A 12,752-nucleotide genomic window follows, 5' to 3' on the forward strand; every position below is an offset into this window, starting at 1 on the left:
GGCCTGGCCGGCGTCCTTCGTGGGTCGGTCTACCACCCTTGCACGGTCCGCCTCCATATCGTGTGGTAGCGAATGGAACGCGGCTCCTTAAATCCACGAAGGAGCATAAGGAAAATGCACTATCCCCCTTTTACCCAAGGGCTCCGCCCACTGCTGGCTGTCGTGTCGACTTCCGTTTTGGAGGTGCTGCATGACCAAGTCTGAATCCGTCGTTATCCCCTTCCCCACACCACACAATCCGTTGCATAGCCATGTGGCCGACGATTGTCCCTTGCAGGCAGCGGCCGAATATCGGGCGGCATTGCTGGCCAAGCTGCTGCGGCGGGTGCCGGAGCCGGAATTAGTAAGTACCACCAGCGCGCTGCTCAGCGAGTTGATCGTGCTCTACCGCCGAGCCATCGCCCAGGCAGCCGGGAGGGCCGAGCATGATTGAGCTGCAACGCTATCTCACCCACCTGCCCGGCCATGACGGGCAACCGCCTGCCGAATTTGCCTGGAACGCAGATTGCCAGGCCAGCTTCGGCCACGGCGTACAAACCGCGCAGGCCTGGCTGGACGACGCCAACAGCGGCTGGCTATGGGCCAATCTGCTGCTGGAGCGGCAGTTGTACCCGCCGGGCGCACAGCGCCATGCCTTCGAGCTGGGCTTTCTCAGCCGCATCCACCAGCGGTTGTGCTCGCCGTTGGGCGGCGAGCATCAGGCCTTGCGGACGGAATTGCGGCTGTAACAAATCAGGCGAGGGCATGCCCTCGCCTCTTCATGATCGTTCCCACGCTCTAGCGCATCAAAAGCCACAACGGCCACGCCGCAAAGTGGACCACTCATTAAGCCTTTAATTGGATCAATACCTTGATCCTCTTAATTGTTTTAATTGGGCAGACCTTACTGATCACCATCCACAAAGGGCACTGCTCTATGACTCGTCTTGACTGGTTTGAGGCTTCACCCGGTGCTGCTAAAGCGCTGGGCGGGCTGCACCATTACGTCACCACCGGAACGAACCTGCCACCTCAGCTCATACATCTGGTGTTCCTGCGGGCATCGCAAATCAATGGATGCGCGCACTGCATCGATATCCATTCGCGAGATCTGATCAAGGGGGGTATGTCAGTAGATAAGCTCGTTCTGGTGCCGGTGTGGCATGAGGCCGCGCATCTGTTTTCCGAGCAGGAACGTTCCGCCTTGGCCTGGACGGAAGAAGTGACGCTGGTCAGCGAAACGCATGTTTCTGACGAGGCTTATGCCGCGGCATCGTCCGCATTCACTCCGAAGGATCTGGTCGACCTCACGGCCGCTATCGCAGCCATGAACGCGTTCAACCGCATGGGTGTCAGCTTTCGCTTGAGCCCTGCTGCGAAGGCGTAAACCGGAAAGGGGTGGATTCACTTAATCCGCCCCTTCCCAATTGCCGCTCTCTTAGATCGCCGCAGCCGTCACCGCCCTGGAACGCCAGGCAAACCCCAGCACCATCAGCAGTCCCAGCCCGGCCATCGCCGCACCGGCCAGTGAAATCGCTGGGTAGCCCAACCCCGCCTTGATCACCGCACCGCCCAGGGCCGCACCAATGGCATTGCCCAGGTTGAAAGCACCGATATTCACCGCCGAAGCCAGGTTGGGCGCTTCCTTGGCCGCCTCCATCACGCGCATCTGCAGCGGCGGCACGATGGCGAAGCTGGCGATGCCCCAGATCAGGATGGCCACAGCGGCCGGTAGCGGCCAGCGCATCAGCACGGTGAAGGCCAGCAATACCAGGATCAGCGCACTGAGCGAGACGATCAGGGTGCGATCGACGGAGCGATCCGCCGCCTTGCCGCCCCACACGTTGCCCAGTGTCAGGCCGATGCCGTACAGCACCAGCATGGCGGTGATGAAGGCGGTGGAGGCCTGGGTCTCGCTGCTGAGGATCGGCGCGATATAGGTGAACACGGTAAACATCGCGCTGGAGCCGATCACGGTCAGCGCCAGTGCTGCCAGCACCGGGCCACGGCCCAGCACGCGGATTTCCGCCAGTACCCCGTCGCTTTTCGGCAGCGGCACGTTGGGCAGAGCGAACCATAGCGAGACCATCGCCAGCACACCGAGCCCGGTGATGCCCCAGAACGCCGTGCGCCAGCCGAGTACCTCACCGAACCAGGCAGCCAGCGGTACGCCGCCGATGGTCGCCAGGGTCAGGCCCATGAACATCGCTGCCACCGCCCCTGCGCGCTTGTCTGGCGCGACCACACTGGCGGCAACGATGGAGCCGACGCCGAAGAAGGCGCCGTGATTCAGCGAAGTCACTACCCGGGCGATCAGCAGGCTGTAGTAGTCAGTCGCCAGGGCCGACATCAGGTTGCCAAGGGTGAAGATGGCCATCAGCCCGATCAGCAGGTAGCGCCGGGGAATCTTGCCGGTGGTCAGGGTCATCAGTGGCGCGCCGAGCAGCACGCCCAGCGCGTAGGCGCTGACCAGCAGGCCGGCAGCGGGAATGGAAACGCCGAGATCGCTGGCGATACCCGGCAACATGCCCATGGGGGCGAACTCGGTAACGCCGATGCCGAAGGCACCGATGGAGAGTGCAACAAGGGGTGGATTGATACGCATGGAAAGTCTCCTCATCTATGCCGCGAATGCTAGGATCCAAACCTTGACTGCGGTAGATGGCTTTTCTGGCAAACACCTTTGCTTACGGAGCACAAATGGACATAGGCGGCAGGTCAGGCGACATGGTGGTGTTCGCCACCGTGGCGGAGGAAGGCAGCCTGTCGGCCGCTGCTCGCGCACTGGGGCTGACACCTTCGGCGGTCAGTCGGATCATCGCGCGCACCGAGCAACGCCTCGGCACGCGCCTGCTGCTGCGCACCACCCGCGCGATCACCTTAACCGCCGAGGGTGAGGCGTACCTGCGTGGCGCCCGGCGCATCCTTGCCGATATGGCGGAGGTCGAAGAAGCCATTGCCGACCAGGGCGTGCCACGGGGGCGCTTGCGCGTGAGTGCCGCGCTCGGCCATGGGCGGATGACCATCGTGCCGCTGGTGGCGGCGTTCAGCGCGCGTTACCCGAACATCACCGTCGACCTCAGCCTGGGCGACGAGGTGGTCGACATTCTCGGTGGCCAGGCTGATGTGGCCGTGCGCTTCGGCCATCTGCCGGACAGCCCGTTGACCGCACGAAAAGTCGGCGAAACCGGCCAGGTGGTGGTGGCCTCCCCCGACTATCTGCAACGCCACGGCACGCCGCAGCAGCCGGAAGACCTGCTGCAGCACAACTGCCTGCGCTTCAATTTCCGCCGCGCCGAACCCAACTGGCCCTTTACCCGCGACGGCCAGGCGTTCTCGCTCAAGGTCTGCGGCAACATCGAATGCAGCAGCGGCGAAGCGCTGGCGCAATTTGCCCGTGTTGGCGCCGGCATCGCGCGCATCGGCGAATTCAGCGTGGCAGAAGACCTGCAGCGCGGCGATCTGGTACCGCTGCTGCAAGCCTTCAACCCCGACGACCGGGAGCCGATTCATGCGGTGTTCATCGGCGGCCCGGCAATGCCAGCGCGGGTGCGGGTGTTCGTGGATTACCTGGTGGAACAGCATCGGATGTAGGCGGCGGCGATCGCCAGAGCTGGAGGCGGCCCTACTACCGAGGCACTAGCGCCCGGTGAACCCGTTCTCGGTCACCTCATAGGCGCGCATGTCATTGCGAGTGATCGCCTCCAGGTCATTCCTGACCGCGTCGGCTAGGTCCTGTGTCGACCGAGATGACGATGAACGTACACGTGCCTCCTCCAGCCACAGCGCGGTGATTATTAAGCGTATCTCGGACTCCTGCTGGAGCTCAGGCCCACTCTTGCGAGCCAGAGGGGACCGCTGCAGCCCGCCAGCGGTCTGCCGGAAAATGGCTGCTGTTTGCGCCTCCGACAACGGGCGCCCGTTAGCCAACTCCCAACCGACGGCCAGGAACAGCGCCGTAGCGCCACTGAGAGAATTCTCCGGTAGGCCGCGTTTCTTCAGCTCTTGCCGGTAAATGGCGCGAGTGCCTGCCGTTCTTACCAGAGATGACGGGTCTTTCATCTGGAACTGCACCGAGACCATCTCGGGCAGGCGCTGTGCGACACCCTCTTCGATCTGGCGGCTCAAATCACCTGAACGAGTAAAGGACAGCGCGGCAGGCTCTTCCGGTCGAGCCCGCGCAGAGGTTTCAGACTCGTCATCGTCAGCACTCTGGCCTGCTGCCTCCTGGGCATTCCGAAGAGCGGCCTGGCCTAGAATACCGTTGCCCCAAATACCGATATTCACCTGTGCCGCGGCAGGGCCGATCAGAAACATAGCGCCCAAGGCGATGGCGTGGATGCGTAGAAGATGCATGGCATATTTCCATTAGTCTCGTCGTAGAGAACAGAGCGACCGATCCCTACCGCTAACAAAAAAGGGAATGAGCACTGGATCAGACCAGCCACACTGAAAATAAATCAGTCGCTTTTCCTGGTGACTCTCGCCCTGGCAAACCCGCACTACATCTGCATTTCCGCCAAGGCTCTGCGCAATGGCGCGTCTGATATCTGTATCGGCCCATGGAAGGGAATATCCATGTCCAGAACCAGGTACACGGAAGCGGCAATCAGCAGCGCAGACAGGGCGAACATGCCAATCACCATCGGGTTGTTCGGCGCGCGATAGCCAAAGCTGGCGTAGATCAGCGTCATCCAGGCGACGAGCATGCCGATGAGCGGCATTGGTATCGTCCCTTCGGACTGCTCCACGATTCGCCAACGCTGTTCTATGAGTGAGTGGTACTGCTGACGAAGGTCGCTGAGCATGGTTTCTTGATAACGGGTTTCGGGCTTGATGGCAGCCAGGACCACACCGATCTCATCCAGAAACTGAGTAGCGGGGCTCGCTCGATGCTGCAGTGCTTCATCGCCGCGATAAGGATTGGCGATAGCGTGCTCCACGTAGGCGGCCAGGTGCTGGCGCGTGTCCTGCGCCTTGTCACCGTAGGTCTTCAGTGTTCGATCGAAGATGATCAGGCTGGTTGCATAGGTGTGCATGTTGCTGTCGATCGCTTCGAAAGTGTTCTTGGCCGAATTGATCATCAGGCCGAACACCAGCGAGGTCATGACCACAAAGATGTTGGCGACCAGGCGAACCACCGTGTTGGTTTCTTCGTCTCGGTGGCGAGCCGAGAGTTTGGGATACCAATGCATCATGAGCAGGGATGCCGACAGCAGACATACGAAGACACCCGCAGCGATCCAGACCGATTCCATATGTGCGCCTTTTCGCTATACCGCCAGAAGATCGTGGCTCAAAACGCTGAAGCGTCAACTCGGATGCTTCGACCTTCAAGTCCACTTTGATCACTTCCACGCTCTACACGTGCTCCAACATCCGCGTACTGGTAGCAGCACGAGGAGCGTCATGGACGCGCACTCACGCAGCATGGGTGAGATCGAAAACAGCCTCCCACAGTTCAATCACTCGGCACCCTGCTGCGCTACCCCTGCCAGCAACTTGCCGTGCAACTCATGCAACGTGCGCTGCTCATCGGCGGTCAATCCTGTGAGCACGCGCTGCAGATTGGCCACATGGGCCGCGAGCATACCGTCGATCAATTCGAAGCCAGCTGGGGTCAGCGCCGCCAGCACGCCACGGCGGTCGGAGGGATGCTTGCGCCGCTCGATCAGCCCGGCTTTTTCCAGGCGATCGATACGACTGGTCATGCCGCCCGAGGAAATCATCGCGCTCTCGTACAACGCTGTCGGCATCAACGCATAGGGCTCACCCGAGCGACGCAGGGTAGCGAGCAGGTCGAACTCCCCGGCCTGCAGCCCGTGTTCGGCGAAGAACGGCAACAGGTGATCGCGACTGATCACCTGGTTCAGCTCACCCAGGCGGCCAATCACCGCCATGGAAAAACCATCCAGATCCGGGCGCTGTCGAAGCCATTGCTCGGCAGCCAATTGTGCGCGGTCTTGCATATCGCCCTCGATTTATCTTGATATCAAGATACTTTTCAAAAAGAATGTTTTCATCGTAGCGCATTGCCCCTCAGGAGACAGCTGCATGCCCGGCTCCCAATTTCGTCCCGTTCTCGCCTTGTCACTATTGCTGACCATCGGCGCCCTGATGGGACTGACCAGCATCCTGGTGAAACTGGCCGGCAACGTTGGCTGGCCGGCCATGGCCTACCTGCTCTGGAGCTTGCTGGGCGGCGGTTTGCTGCTGTTGCTGTTCACCTGGATACGCGGCGAGCGCCCCGGCATCAGCCCCGGGTTGCTGGGTTACTACCTGGCCTCGGGGCTGCTCAGCATCGCGGTGCCGAATGGTTTGCTGTTCAGCTCCATCGGCCATGTCGGTGCCGGGTTCGCCTCGATGTGCCTGGCCTTCCCGCCCCTGATCACTTATCTGCTGGCCCTGGCCTTACGTATGGAAGGGTTGAGCCGCATTCGTCTGCTGGGCATCTGCATCGGTCTGGCCGGCAGCCTGCTGCTGGCGCTGGGCAAGCTCAACGCCGGTGACAGCCCCCTGCTGTGGGTGCTGGCGGCGCTTTGCGTGCCGGTGTTCCTGGCGTTCGGCAACATCTACCGTGCCCGCTACTGGCCGCAAGGGGCCAGCCCGCTGTCCCTGGCACCCGGCATGCTGCTCGGCGGCGCACTGCTGCTGGTGCCACTGGGCCTGTTCGGCGTAGACCTCGCACCGCGTTTGCAAGGTACTGCGGCCGTGGGTCTGCTGGCCTTGCAGATGCTGCTGTTCGCGGCGGTCTATGCGCTGTTCTTCGTCTTGCAGAACCTGGCCGGCACGGTGTTTCTCAGCCAGATCGGCTCGGTGGCGGCGATCACCGGCGCGGCCATCGCCATCGGCCTGCTCGGCGAACAGGGCAGCCTGAGCATGCTGCTGGCAGCGCTGTGCATCGTCGGCGGCGTGCTGCTGGTGGCCTGGCGCGGGGCGAAGGACGCCAAGGCGTAAAGCGTCAGCGCGTAGGGCGGATCGGGACGCCGACCGCTCGTAGCGGAGCGAACAGTCCGCCAGGCCACTCGGCGCACCCCACAGGCAGGTGACACAATGAAAAACGCCACCCGAAGGTGGCGTTTTCATCAGCAAGCTCGAATCACTTCTTGCCCAGCTTCTTCAGCTCTTCGTCGCGCAGTTCGCGGCGCAGGATCTTGCCGACGTTGGTGGTCGGCAGCATGTCGCGGAATTCGACGGCCTTGGGCACCTTGTAGCCGGTGAGGTTGGCGCGCATGTGCTCCATCACCTGCTCCTTGGTCACGCTCTCGCCTGGTTTGACCACCACGAACACCTTGATCGCCTCGCCGGATTTCTCGTCCGGTATGCCGATGGCGGCGCACTGCAGTACGCCCGGCAGAGTTGCCAGCACATCTTCCAGTTCGTTCGGATAGACGTTGAAGCCGGACACCAGAATCATGTCCTTCTTGCGGTCGACGATGCGCAGGTAGCCATCTTCCTGGATCAGGCCGATATCGCCGGTCTTCAACCAGCCTTCGGCGTCGAGGATTTCATCAGTGGCTTCCTGACGCTGCCAGTAGCCCTTCATCACCTGCGGGCCTTTCACGCACAGCTCGCCGATTTCGCCGATGGCCAGTTCCTGACCATCATCGTTGACGATCTTGCACAGCGTCGATGGCACTGGAATGCCGATGGTGCCGAGTTGGATGGCGCTGAACGGGTTGACCGTAGCCACCGGGCTGGTCTCGGTCATGCCGAAGCCTTCGCAGATGGCGCAGCCGGTGACTTCCTTCCAGCGCTCAGCGGTGGCCAACTGCAGGGCCATGCCGCCCGAGAAGGTCGCTTTAAGGCTGGAGAAGTCCAGCTTGCGGAAATCCTCGTTATTGCACAGGGCCACGAACAGGGTGTTGAGGCCGACGAAGCCGGTGAAGCGGTACTTGGCCAGGTCCTTGACCACTGCCGGCAGGTCGCGCGGGTTGGTCAGCAGGACGTTGTGGCCACCAATCAGCATCATCGCCATGCAGTGAAAGGTGAACGCGTAGATGTGATACAGCGGCAGCGGTGCGATCAGCACCTCACAGCCTTCATTGAGGTTGGCGCCCATCAGCTCCTTGACCTGCAGCATGTTGGCCACCAGGTTGCGATGGGTGAGCATGGCGCCCTTGGCCACGCCAGTGGTGCCGCCGGTGTACTGCAGCACGGCGATGTCGTCGTTGCTCGGGCTGGCCTCGGTGAAACTCTGGCCACGGCCCTTGGCCAGGGCGTCATTGAGTTTGACCGCCTTGGGCAGGTTGTAGGCCGGCACCATCTTCTTCACGTGCTTGATCACGGCATTGACCAGCAGGCGCTTGAAGGTCGGCAGCATGTCGCCAACTTCGGTGACGATCACGGTCTTGACGCCGGTCTTGGGCACGACCTGCTCGGCCAGGTGAGCCATGTTGGCCAGGCAGATCAGCGCCTTGGCGCCGGAGTCGTTGAACTGGTGCTCCAGCTCCCGTGCGGTGTACAGCGGGTTGGTGTTGACCACCACCAGGCCGGCGCGCATGGCACCGAATACCACGACGGGGTACTGCAGCACGTTAGGCAGTTGCACGGCGATGCGGTCGCCGGGCTTGAGGTCGGTGTGTTTCTGCAGGTAGGCGGCGAAGTCACCGGAGAGTTTGTAGATCTCGCCGTAGGTGAGCGTCTTGCCCAGGTTGCTGAAAGCAGGCTTGTCGGCGAAGCGTTGGCAGGACTCTTTCAGTACCGCAAGGATGTTCGGGTACTGATCGGGATTGATTTCGGCAGCAACCCCAACGGGATACTTGTCCTTCCAGAAGTTTTCGGTCATGGAAGCCCACTCCTAAGCAACAGCTGATCTTCACCGCGCGAAGGCGGTTGTTTGTTGTGTGTATAGCTCGCTTTTCCGCTGGCCCCAGGGCCCGGAAGCGCGCCGAGAGTAGCAGCTTTGCCAGAGGCCGACCAGCACCAACCATGGCCAGCAGAGTCGTTAAAGTGACCAAAAAAGACTGCAAAGTCACAAACAATCTTTATCTTCGCAAACCCGCAAAAAGCCTCTAGCTCGCATATTGCAGCGCATAGAGCCTAGCTCGTCTCTGTCACCGATGCAGCACTGGGTTGTATGAAACACGCGAAGGTAGTTACCAAATCACAACAATTGGACTGCCCGATGGCAGCTGAGGCGGGAAGCCCCTCCCCTGAGCTGGGGAGGGGCTTTGGATCAAGCGATGTCGCGCAGCTCGCGACGCAGGATCTTGCCAACCGGGGTCATCGGCAGCGAGTCCTTGAACACGATGTGCTTGGGCACCTTGTAGCCGGTGAAGTTTTCCTTGCAGTAGGCCTTGAGTTCTTCCGCGGTGACACCGCCGTCACGCGGCACCACGAACAGCTTGACCACCTCCCCCGACTTCTCGTCCGGCACACCGATAGCGGCGCAGCTGGCGACTTTCGGGTGGGCCATGACCACGTCCTCGATTTCGTTGGGGTACACGTTGAAGCCCGAGACGATGATCATGTCCTTCTTGCGATCAACGATACGCACGAAACCGTCGGCATCGATCACGGCAATGTCGCCGGTCTTGAACCAGCCTTCTGCATCGAGCACTTCGGCGGTGGCTTCTTCACGCTGCCAGTAGCCCTTCATTACTTGCGGCCCCTTGATGCACAGCTCGCCGCGCTCGCCCGTCGGCAGTTCGTTGCCGTCGTCGTCGATGACCTTGAACGCCGTGCCCGGCACCGGAATGCCGACGGTACCCAGACGCGCCTTGTCACCGTAGGGGTTGGTACTGGCCACCGGCGAGGTTTCGGTCAGGCCATAGCCTTCGACCACGGTGCAGCCGGTCATCTGCTGCCAGCGCTCGGCGGTGGCTTTGACCAGCGCGGTACCACCGGAGTTGGTGACCTTGAGGTTGGAGAAGTCGAGGCTCTTAAACTCGGGGTTATCCATCAGCGCGACAAACAGGGTGTTCAGGCCCAGCAGCGCGGAGAACTTCCACTTGCCCAACTCCTTGACGAAGCCGGGGATGTCGCGCGGGTTGGTGATCAGTACGTTGTGGTTGCCATTGACCATCATGCACATGCAGTTCGCGGTGAATGCATAGATGTGGTACAGCGGCAGCGGCGCGATCATGATCTCCTGGCCCTGCTTCATCAGCGGCGTGCCGTCCGGGCCGAGCTGCGACAGGCAGGCATCGACCTGCAGCATGTTGGCCACCAGATTGCCGTGAGTGAGCATCGCGCCCTTGGCTACGCCGGTGGTGCCGCCGGTGTACTGCAGCACGGCGATGTCGTCGTGGCTGGCCTTGACCGGCGCCAGCGCCTGGCCATGGCCCTGCTTGAGCACCTGCTTGAAGGCAATGGCCTGGGGCAGATGGTAGTCCGGCACCATCTTCTTGACCTTTTTCACCACGGTGTTGACCAGCCAACCCTTGAGACTCGGCAGCAGGTCGCCCATCTTGGCTTCGATCAGGTAGTCGATCTCGGTATCCGGCAACACTTCCTGCACCAGCTTGCCGAACATGTTCAGGTACACCAGCGCACGCACACCGGCGTCCTTGAACTGGTGGCGCATCTCACGCGCGGTGTACAGCGGGTTGGTGTTGACCACGATCAGCCCGGCGCGCATGGCGCCGAACACGGCAATTGGATATTGCAGCACGTTGGGCATCTGCACCGCGATACGATCGCCCGGCTTGAGGTCGGTGTGCTTTTGCAGGTAGGCGGCGAAGGTCGCGGAGAGACGATCTAGCTCAGCATAGGTCAGCGTAACGCCGAGATTGCTGAAGGCCGGACGGTCGGCAAAGCGCTTGCACGAGCGTTCGAATACTTCGATCACCGACTTGTAGCTGGACAGGTCGATATCGTTGGGCACGCCAGGGGCGCGTTTGTCGTTCCAGAAATCAGGCTGCATTGTTCTTGTCCTCTTCCCCTGAAGTGATCTGACTGCCCGGAAAGTAGCAGCTTAGGGCCGAGCCGCAAATAGCTCGAAGGCGTCATTGATGGGCTGAATTTCGCAATAAATGTAGTGATTCGTAACCGATCTTTACCGCTTCGAAGAAAACCGGGGAGCTATGCCTGTTGATGACCAAGGTGCACAATGCCGCCAACTTCCGGCACAAGGATTCGCCATGCGCCACAACGCCTTTCCCCTTGCCACCCATGACGGCCTGCACCTGCACGTCAACCACTGGCACGGTGATCAACCACCACGCGCGGTGGTCATGCTGTCCCACGGCATGGCCGAACACGGTCTGCGCTATGCACGCCTGGCCGAGAGCCTGGTGGCCGCCGGCTTCGACCTCTATGCGCTGGACCAGCGCGGCCACGGCCAGAGTGCCGCTCAGGGCACGCTCGGCCACTACGCCGACGAAGGCGGCTGGGACAAGGTGGTCGGCGACCTGGCCTCGCTCAATCACCATATCCGTCAGCGCTACCCGACGGCACCGATCTTCCTGTTCGGCCACAGCATGGGCAGCTACATCGGCATGGCCTACCTGCTGGGGCACAGTTGCAGCTTGCAGGGTGCTGTGCTGTCTGGCTCCAACTACCAGCCGACGGTGCTGTACAAGGCAGCCCGACTGATCGCTGGCTTCGAGCGCTGGCGTCTGGGCCCCAAGGGCCGCAGCAAAGTCATCGATTTCCTCTCCTTCGGCTCGTTCAACAAGGCCTTCAAGCCCAACCGCACGGCCTTCGACTGGCTCAGCCGCGACCCGGCGGAAGTGGACAAATACGTGACCGATCCGCTGTGCGGTTTCGTCTGCACCACGCAGTTGTGGTGCGACCTGCTCGATGGCCTGCAATACATCACCCCGACGGCCAACCTGGCGCAGATTGATGCCGACCTGCCGCTGCTGGTGATCGGCGGCTCGCGCGACCCGGTCAGCGACGGCAAGCGTCTGGGTGATCTGGCGGGCGCCCTGCGTGAGGCCGGCGTGCGCGACGTGCAACTGAAGATTTATCCCGAGGCCCGTCATGAGCTGCTCAACGAGAGCAATCGCGACGAGGTCACCGCCCACCTGATCGATTGGCTGCAGCAGGCGCTGAGCCATGGTCGAAGCCCAATCAAGGAGTGTCCATGACCCAGGTAACCAATATCCCCTACGAGGCCCTCGAAGTCGGCCAGCAGGCGAGCTTCGAGAAACAGGTCGAAGAGCGCGACGTGCAACTGTTCGCTGCGGTATCCGGCGACAACAACCCGGTGCACCTGGACGCCGCCTTCGCCGCCGAGACCATGTTCAAGGAGCGTATTGCCCACGGCATGTTCACCGGCGCGCTGATCAGCGCCGCCATCGCCTGCAACCTGCCCGGCCCGGGCACCATCTACCTCGGCCAGCAGCTCAAGTTCACCCGCCCGGTAAAACTCGGCGACACCCTGACCGTGAAGCTGGAAGTGCTGGAAAAACTGCCGAAGAACCGCGTGCGCATCGCCACCCGCGTGTTCAACCAGGACGGCAAGCAAGTGGTCGACGGCGAAGCCGAAGTGCTCGCCCCCAGCGCTGAGCAGACCGTGACCATGCCGCCGATGCCGCAGGTGACTGTCGGTGCATAGTGTTTAAACGCTGAACTACCGGGTATCCCTTGGGCAATCGCATGACTGGCTTAGGATCGGTTTAAGGGCTGTCTGCATCTGAAGAGAGGCCGGTTGACGAGCTCCTGCACAATCGCATCCGTACGCCAGCCAATTGCATTGGTAGGTAGGACGTATTCATGGCCGGGAAGTGAAGCCTGGCTTCTGCGCATGCGGCGAGGCAGTTAAATCCTCCAGCCCCTCTTCTACCCTTCACTTAGCACGGGCAATCAGTTATAAGTTTTTCCCA

13 protein-coding genes are annotated in these 12,752 nt (G+C 61.5%); 7 read left to right on the plus strand and 6 right to left on the minus strand.

The window, feature by feature from the left end:
- The first annotated feature begins 190 nt into the window (after nucleotides 1–190).
- The 3 genes from CDO35_RS00005 to CDO35_RS00015 all read left to right on the plus strand — a co-directional run bounded on the left by CDO35_RS00005 (nucleotide 191) and on the right by CDO35_RS00015 (nucleotide 1,366).
- On the plus strand, nucleotides 191–433 hold the full coding sequence (locus tag CDO35_RS00005) for a hypothetical protein (RefSeq protein WP_099522008.1): 243 nt from the start codon (nucleotides 191–193) through the stop codon (nucleotides 431–433).
- Complete coding sequence (locus CDO35_RS00010; protein WP_099522009.1) at nucleotides 426–728, plus strand: LasR-specific antiactivator QslA; 303 nt, start codon at nucleotides 426–428, stop codon at nucleotides 726–728. Before CDO35_RS00005 ends, CDO35_RS00010 begins: the two co-directional genes overlap by 8 nt.
- A 188-nt stretch (nucleotides 729–916) precedes the next feature.
- Nucleotides 917–1,366 carry a carboxymuconolactone decarboxylase family protein gene (locus tag CDO35_RS00015; RefSeq protein ID WP_099522944.1) on the plus strand — a complete coding sequence of 150 codons (450 nt, stop codon included), beginning with the start codon at nucleotides 917–919 and terminating at the stop codon, nucleotides 1,364–1,366.
- A gap of 51 nt (nucleotides 1,367–1,417) precedes the next feature.
- Here the strand turns inward: CDO35_RS00015 and CDO35_RS00020 are convergent, their stop codons facing one another.
- Nucleotides 1,418–2,584 carry an MFS transporter gene (locus tag CDO35_RS00020; RefSeq protein ID WP_099522010.1) on the minus strand — a complete coding sequence of 389 codons (1,167 nt, stop codon included), beginning with the start codon at nucleotides 2,582–2,584 and terminating at the stop codon, nucleotides 1,418–1,420.
- A gap of 95 nt (nucleotides 2,585–2,679) precedes the next feature.
- Here CDO35_RS00020 and CDO35_RS00025 point away from each other — a divergent pair, with 95 nt between their 5' ends.
- Nucleotides 2,680–3,573, plus strand: coding sequence for a LysR family transcriptional regulator (locus CDO35_RS00025; protein WP_099522011.1), 894 nt, complete (start codon nucleotides 2,680–2,682; stop codon nucleotides 3,571–3,573).
- Nucleotides 3,574–3,618: 45 nt separating this feature from the next.
- Here CDO35_RS00025 and CDO35_RS00030 read toward each other — a convergent pair whose 3' ends face one another.
- From CDO35_RS00030 to CDO35_RS00040, 3 genes are all read right to left on the minus strand, one after another.
- On the minus strand, nucleotides 3,619–4,335 hold the full coding sequence (locus CDO35_RS00030) for a DUF6683 family protein (protein ID WP_099522012.1): 717 nt from the start codon (nucleotides 4,333–4,335) through the stop codon (nucleotides 3,619–3,621).
- A gap of 146 nt (nucleotides 4,336–4,481) precedes the next feature.
- Complete coding sequence (locus CDO35_RS00035) at nucleotides 4,482–5,237, minus strand: bestrophin-like domain (RefSeq protein WP_099522013.1); 756 nt, start codon at nucleotides 5,235–5,237, stop codon at nucleotides 4,482–4,484.
- Between the two features lie 207 nt (nucleotides 5,238–5,444).
- Complete coding sequence (locus CDO35_RS00040; protein WP_099522014.1) at nucleotides 5,445–5,948, minus strand: MarR family winged helix-turn-helix transcriptional regulator; 504 nt, start codon at nucleotides 5,946–5,948, stop codon at nucleotides 5,445–5,447.
- A gap of 85 nt (nucleotides 5,949–6,033) precedes the next feature.
- On the opposite strand from CDO35_RS00040, the gene CDO35_RS00045 reads away from it, so the two are divergent.
- Entirely contained in the window at nucleotides 6,034–6,936 is a 903-nt protein-coding gene (locus tag CDO35_RS00045; RefSeq protein ID WP_099522015.1) for a DMT family transporter, read from the plus strand.
- 142 nt (nucleotides 6,937–7,078) lie between these two features.
- Here the strand turns inward: CDO35_RS00045 and fadD1 are convergent, their stop codons facing one another.
- A complete protein-coding gene (gene fadD1, locus CDO35_RS00050; protein ID WP_099522016.1) occupies nucleotides 7,079–8,767 on the minus strand; it encodes a long-chain-fatty-acid--CoA ligase FadD1 in 1,689 nt (562 codons plus the stop codon).
- A gap of 390 nt (nucleotides 8,768–9,157) precedes the next feature.
- Nucleotides 9,158–10,846: a long-chain-fatty-acid--CoA ligase FadD2 gene (fadD2, locus tag CDO35_RS00055; protein WP_099522017.1), complete on the minus strand. Its 1,689-nt coding sequence runs from the start codon at nucleotides 10,844–10,846 to the stop codon at nucleotides 9,158–9,160.
- Nucleotides 10,847–11,063: 217 nt separating this feature from the next.
- Between fadD2 and CDO35_RS00060 the strand changes: the two genes are divergently transcribed.
- Together CDO35_RS00060 and CDO35_RS00065 are read left to right on the plus strand one after the other, a co-directional pair.
- Complete coding sequence (locus CDO35_RS00060) at nucleotides 11,064–12,014, plus strand: alpha/beta hydrolase (protein ID WP_099522018.1); 951 nt, start codon at nucleotides 11,064–11,066, stop codon at nucleotides 12,012–12,014.
- Nucleotides 12,011–12,484 carry a MaoC family dehydratase gene (locus tag CDO35_RS00065; RefSeq protein ID WP_099522019.1) on the plus strand — a complete coding sequence of 158 codons (474 nt, stop codon included), beginning with the start codon at nucleotides 12,011–12,013 and terminating at the stop codon, nucleotides 12,482–12,484. Before CDO35_RS00060 ends, CDO35_RS00065 begins: the two co-directional genes overlap by 4 nt.
- Nucleotides 12,485–12,752 lie beyond the last annotated feature (268 nt).

Origin of the sequence: Pseudomonas sediminis (assembly GCF_002741105.1) — a bacterium.
GTDB lineage: Bacteria > Pseudomonadota > Gammaproteobacteria > Pseudomonadales > Pseudomonadaceae > Aquipseudomonas > Aquipseudomonas sediminis.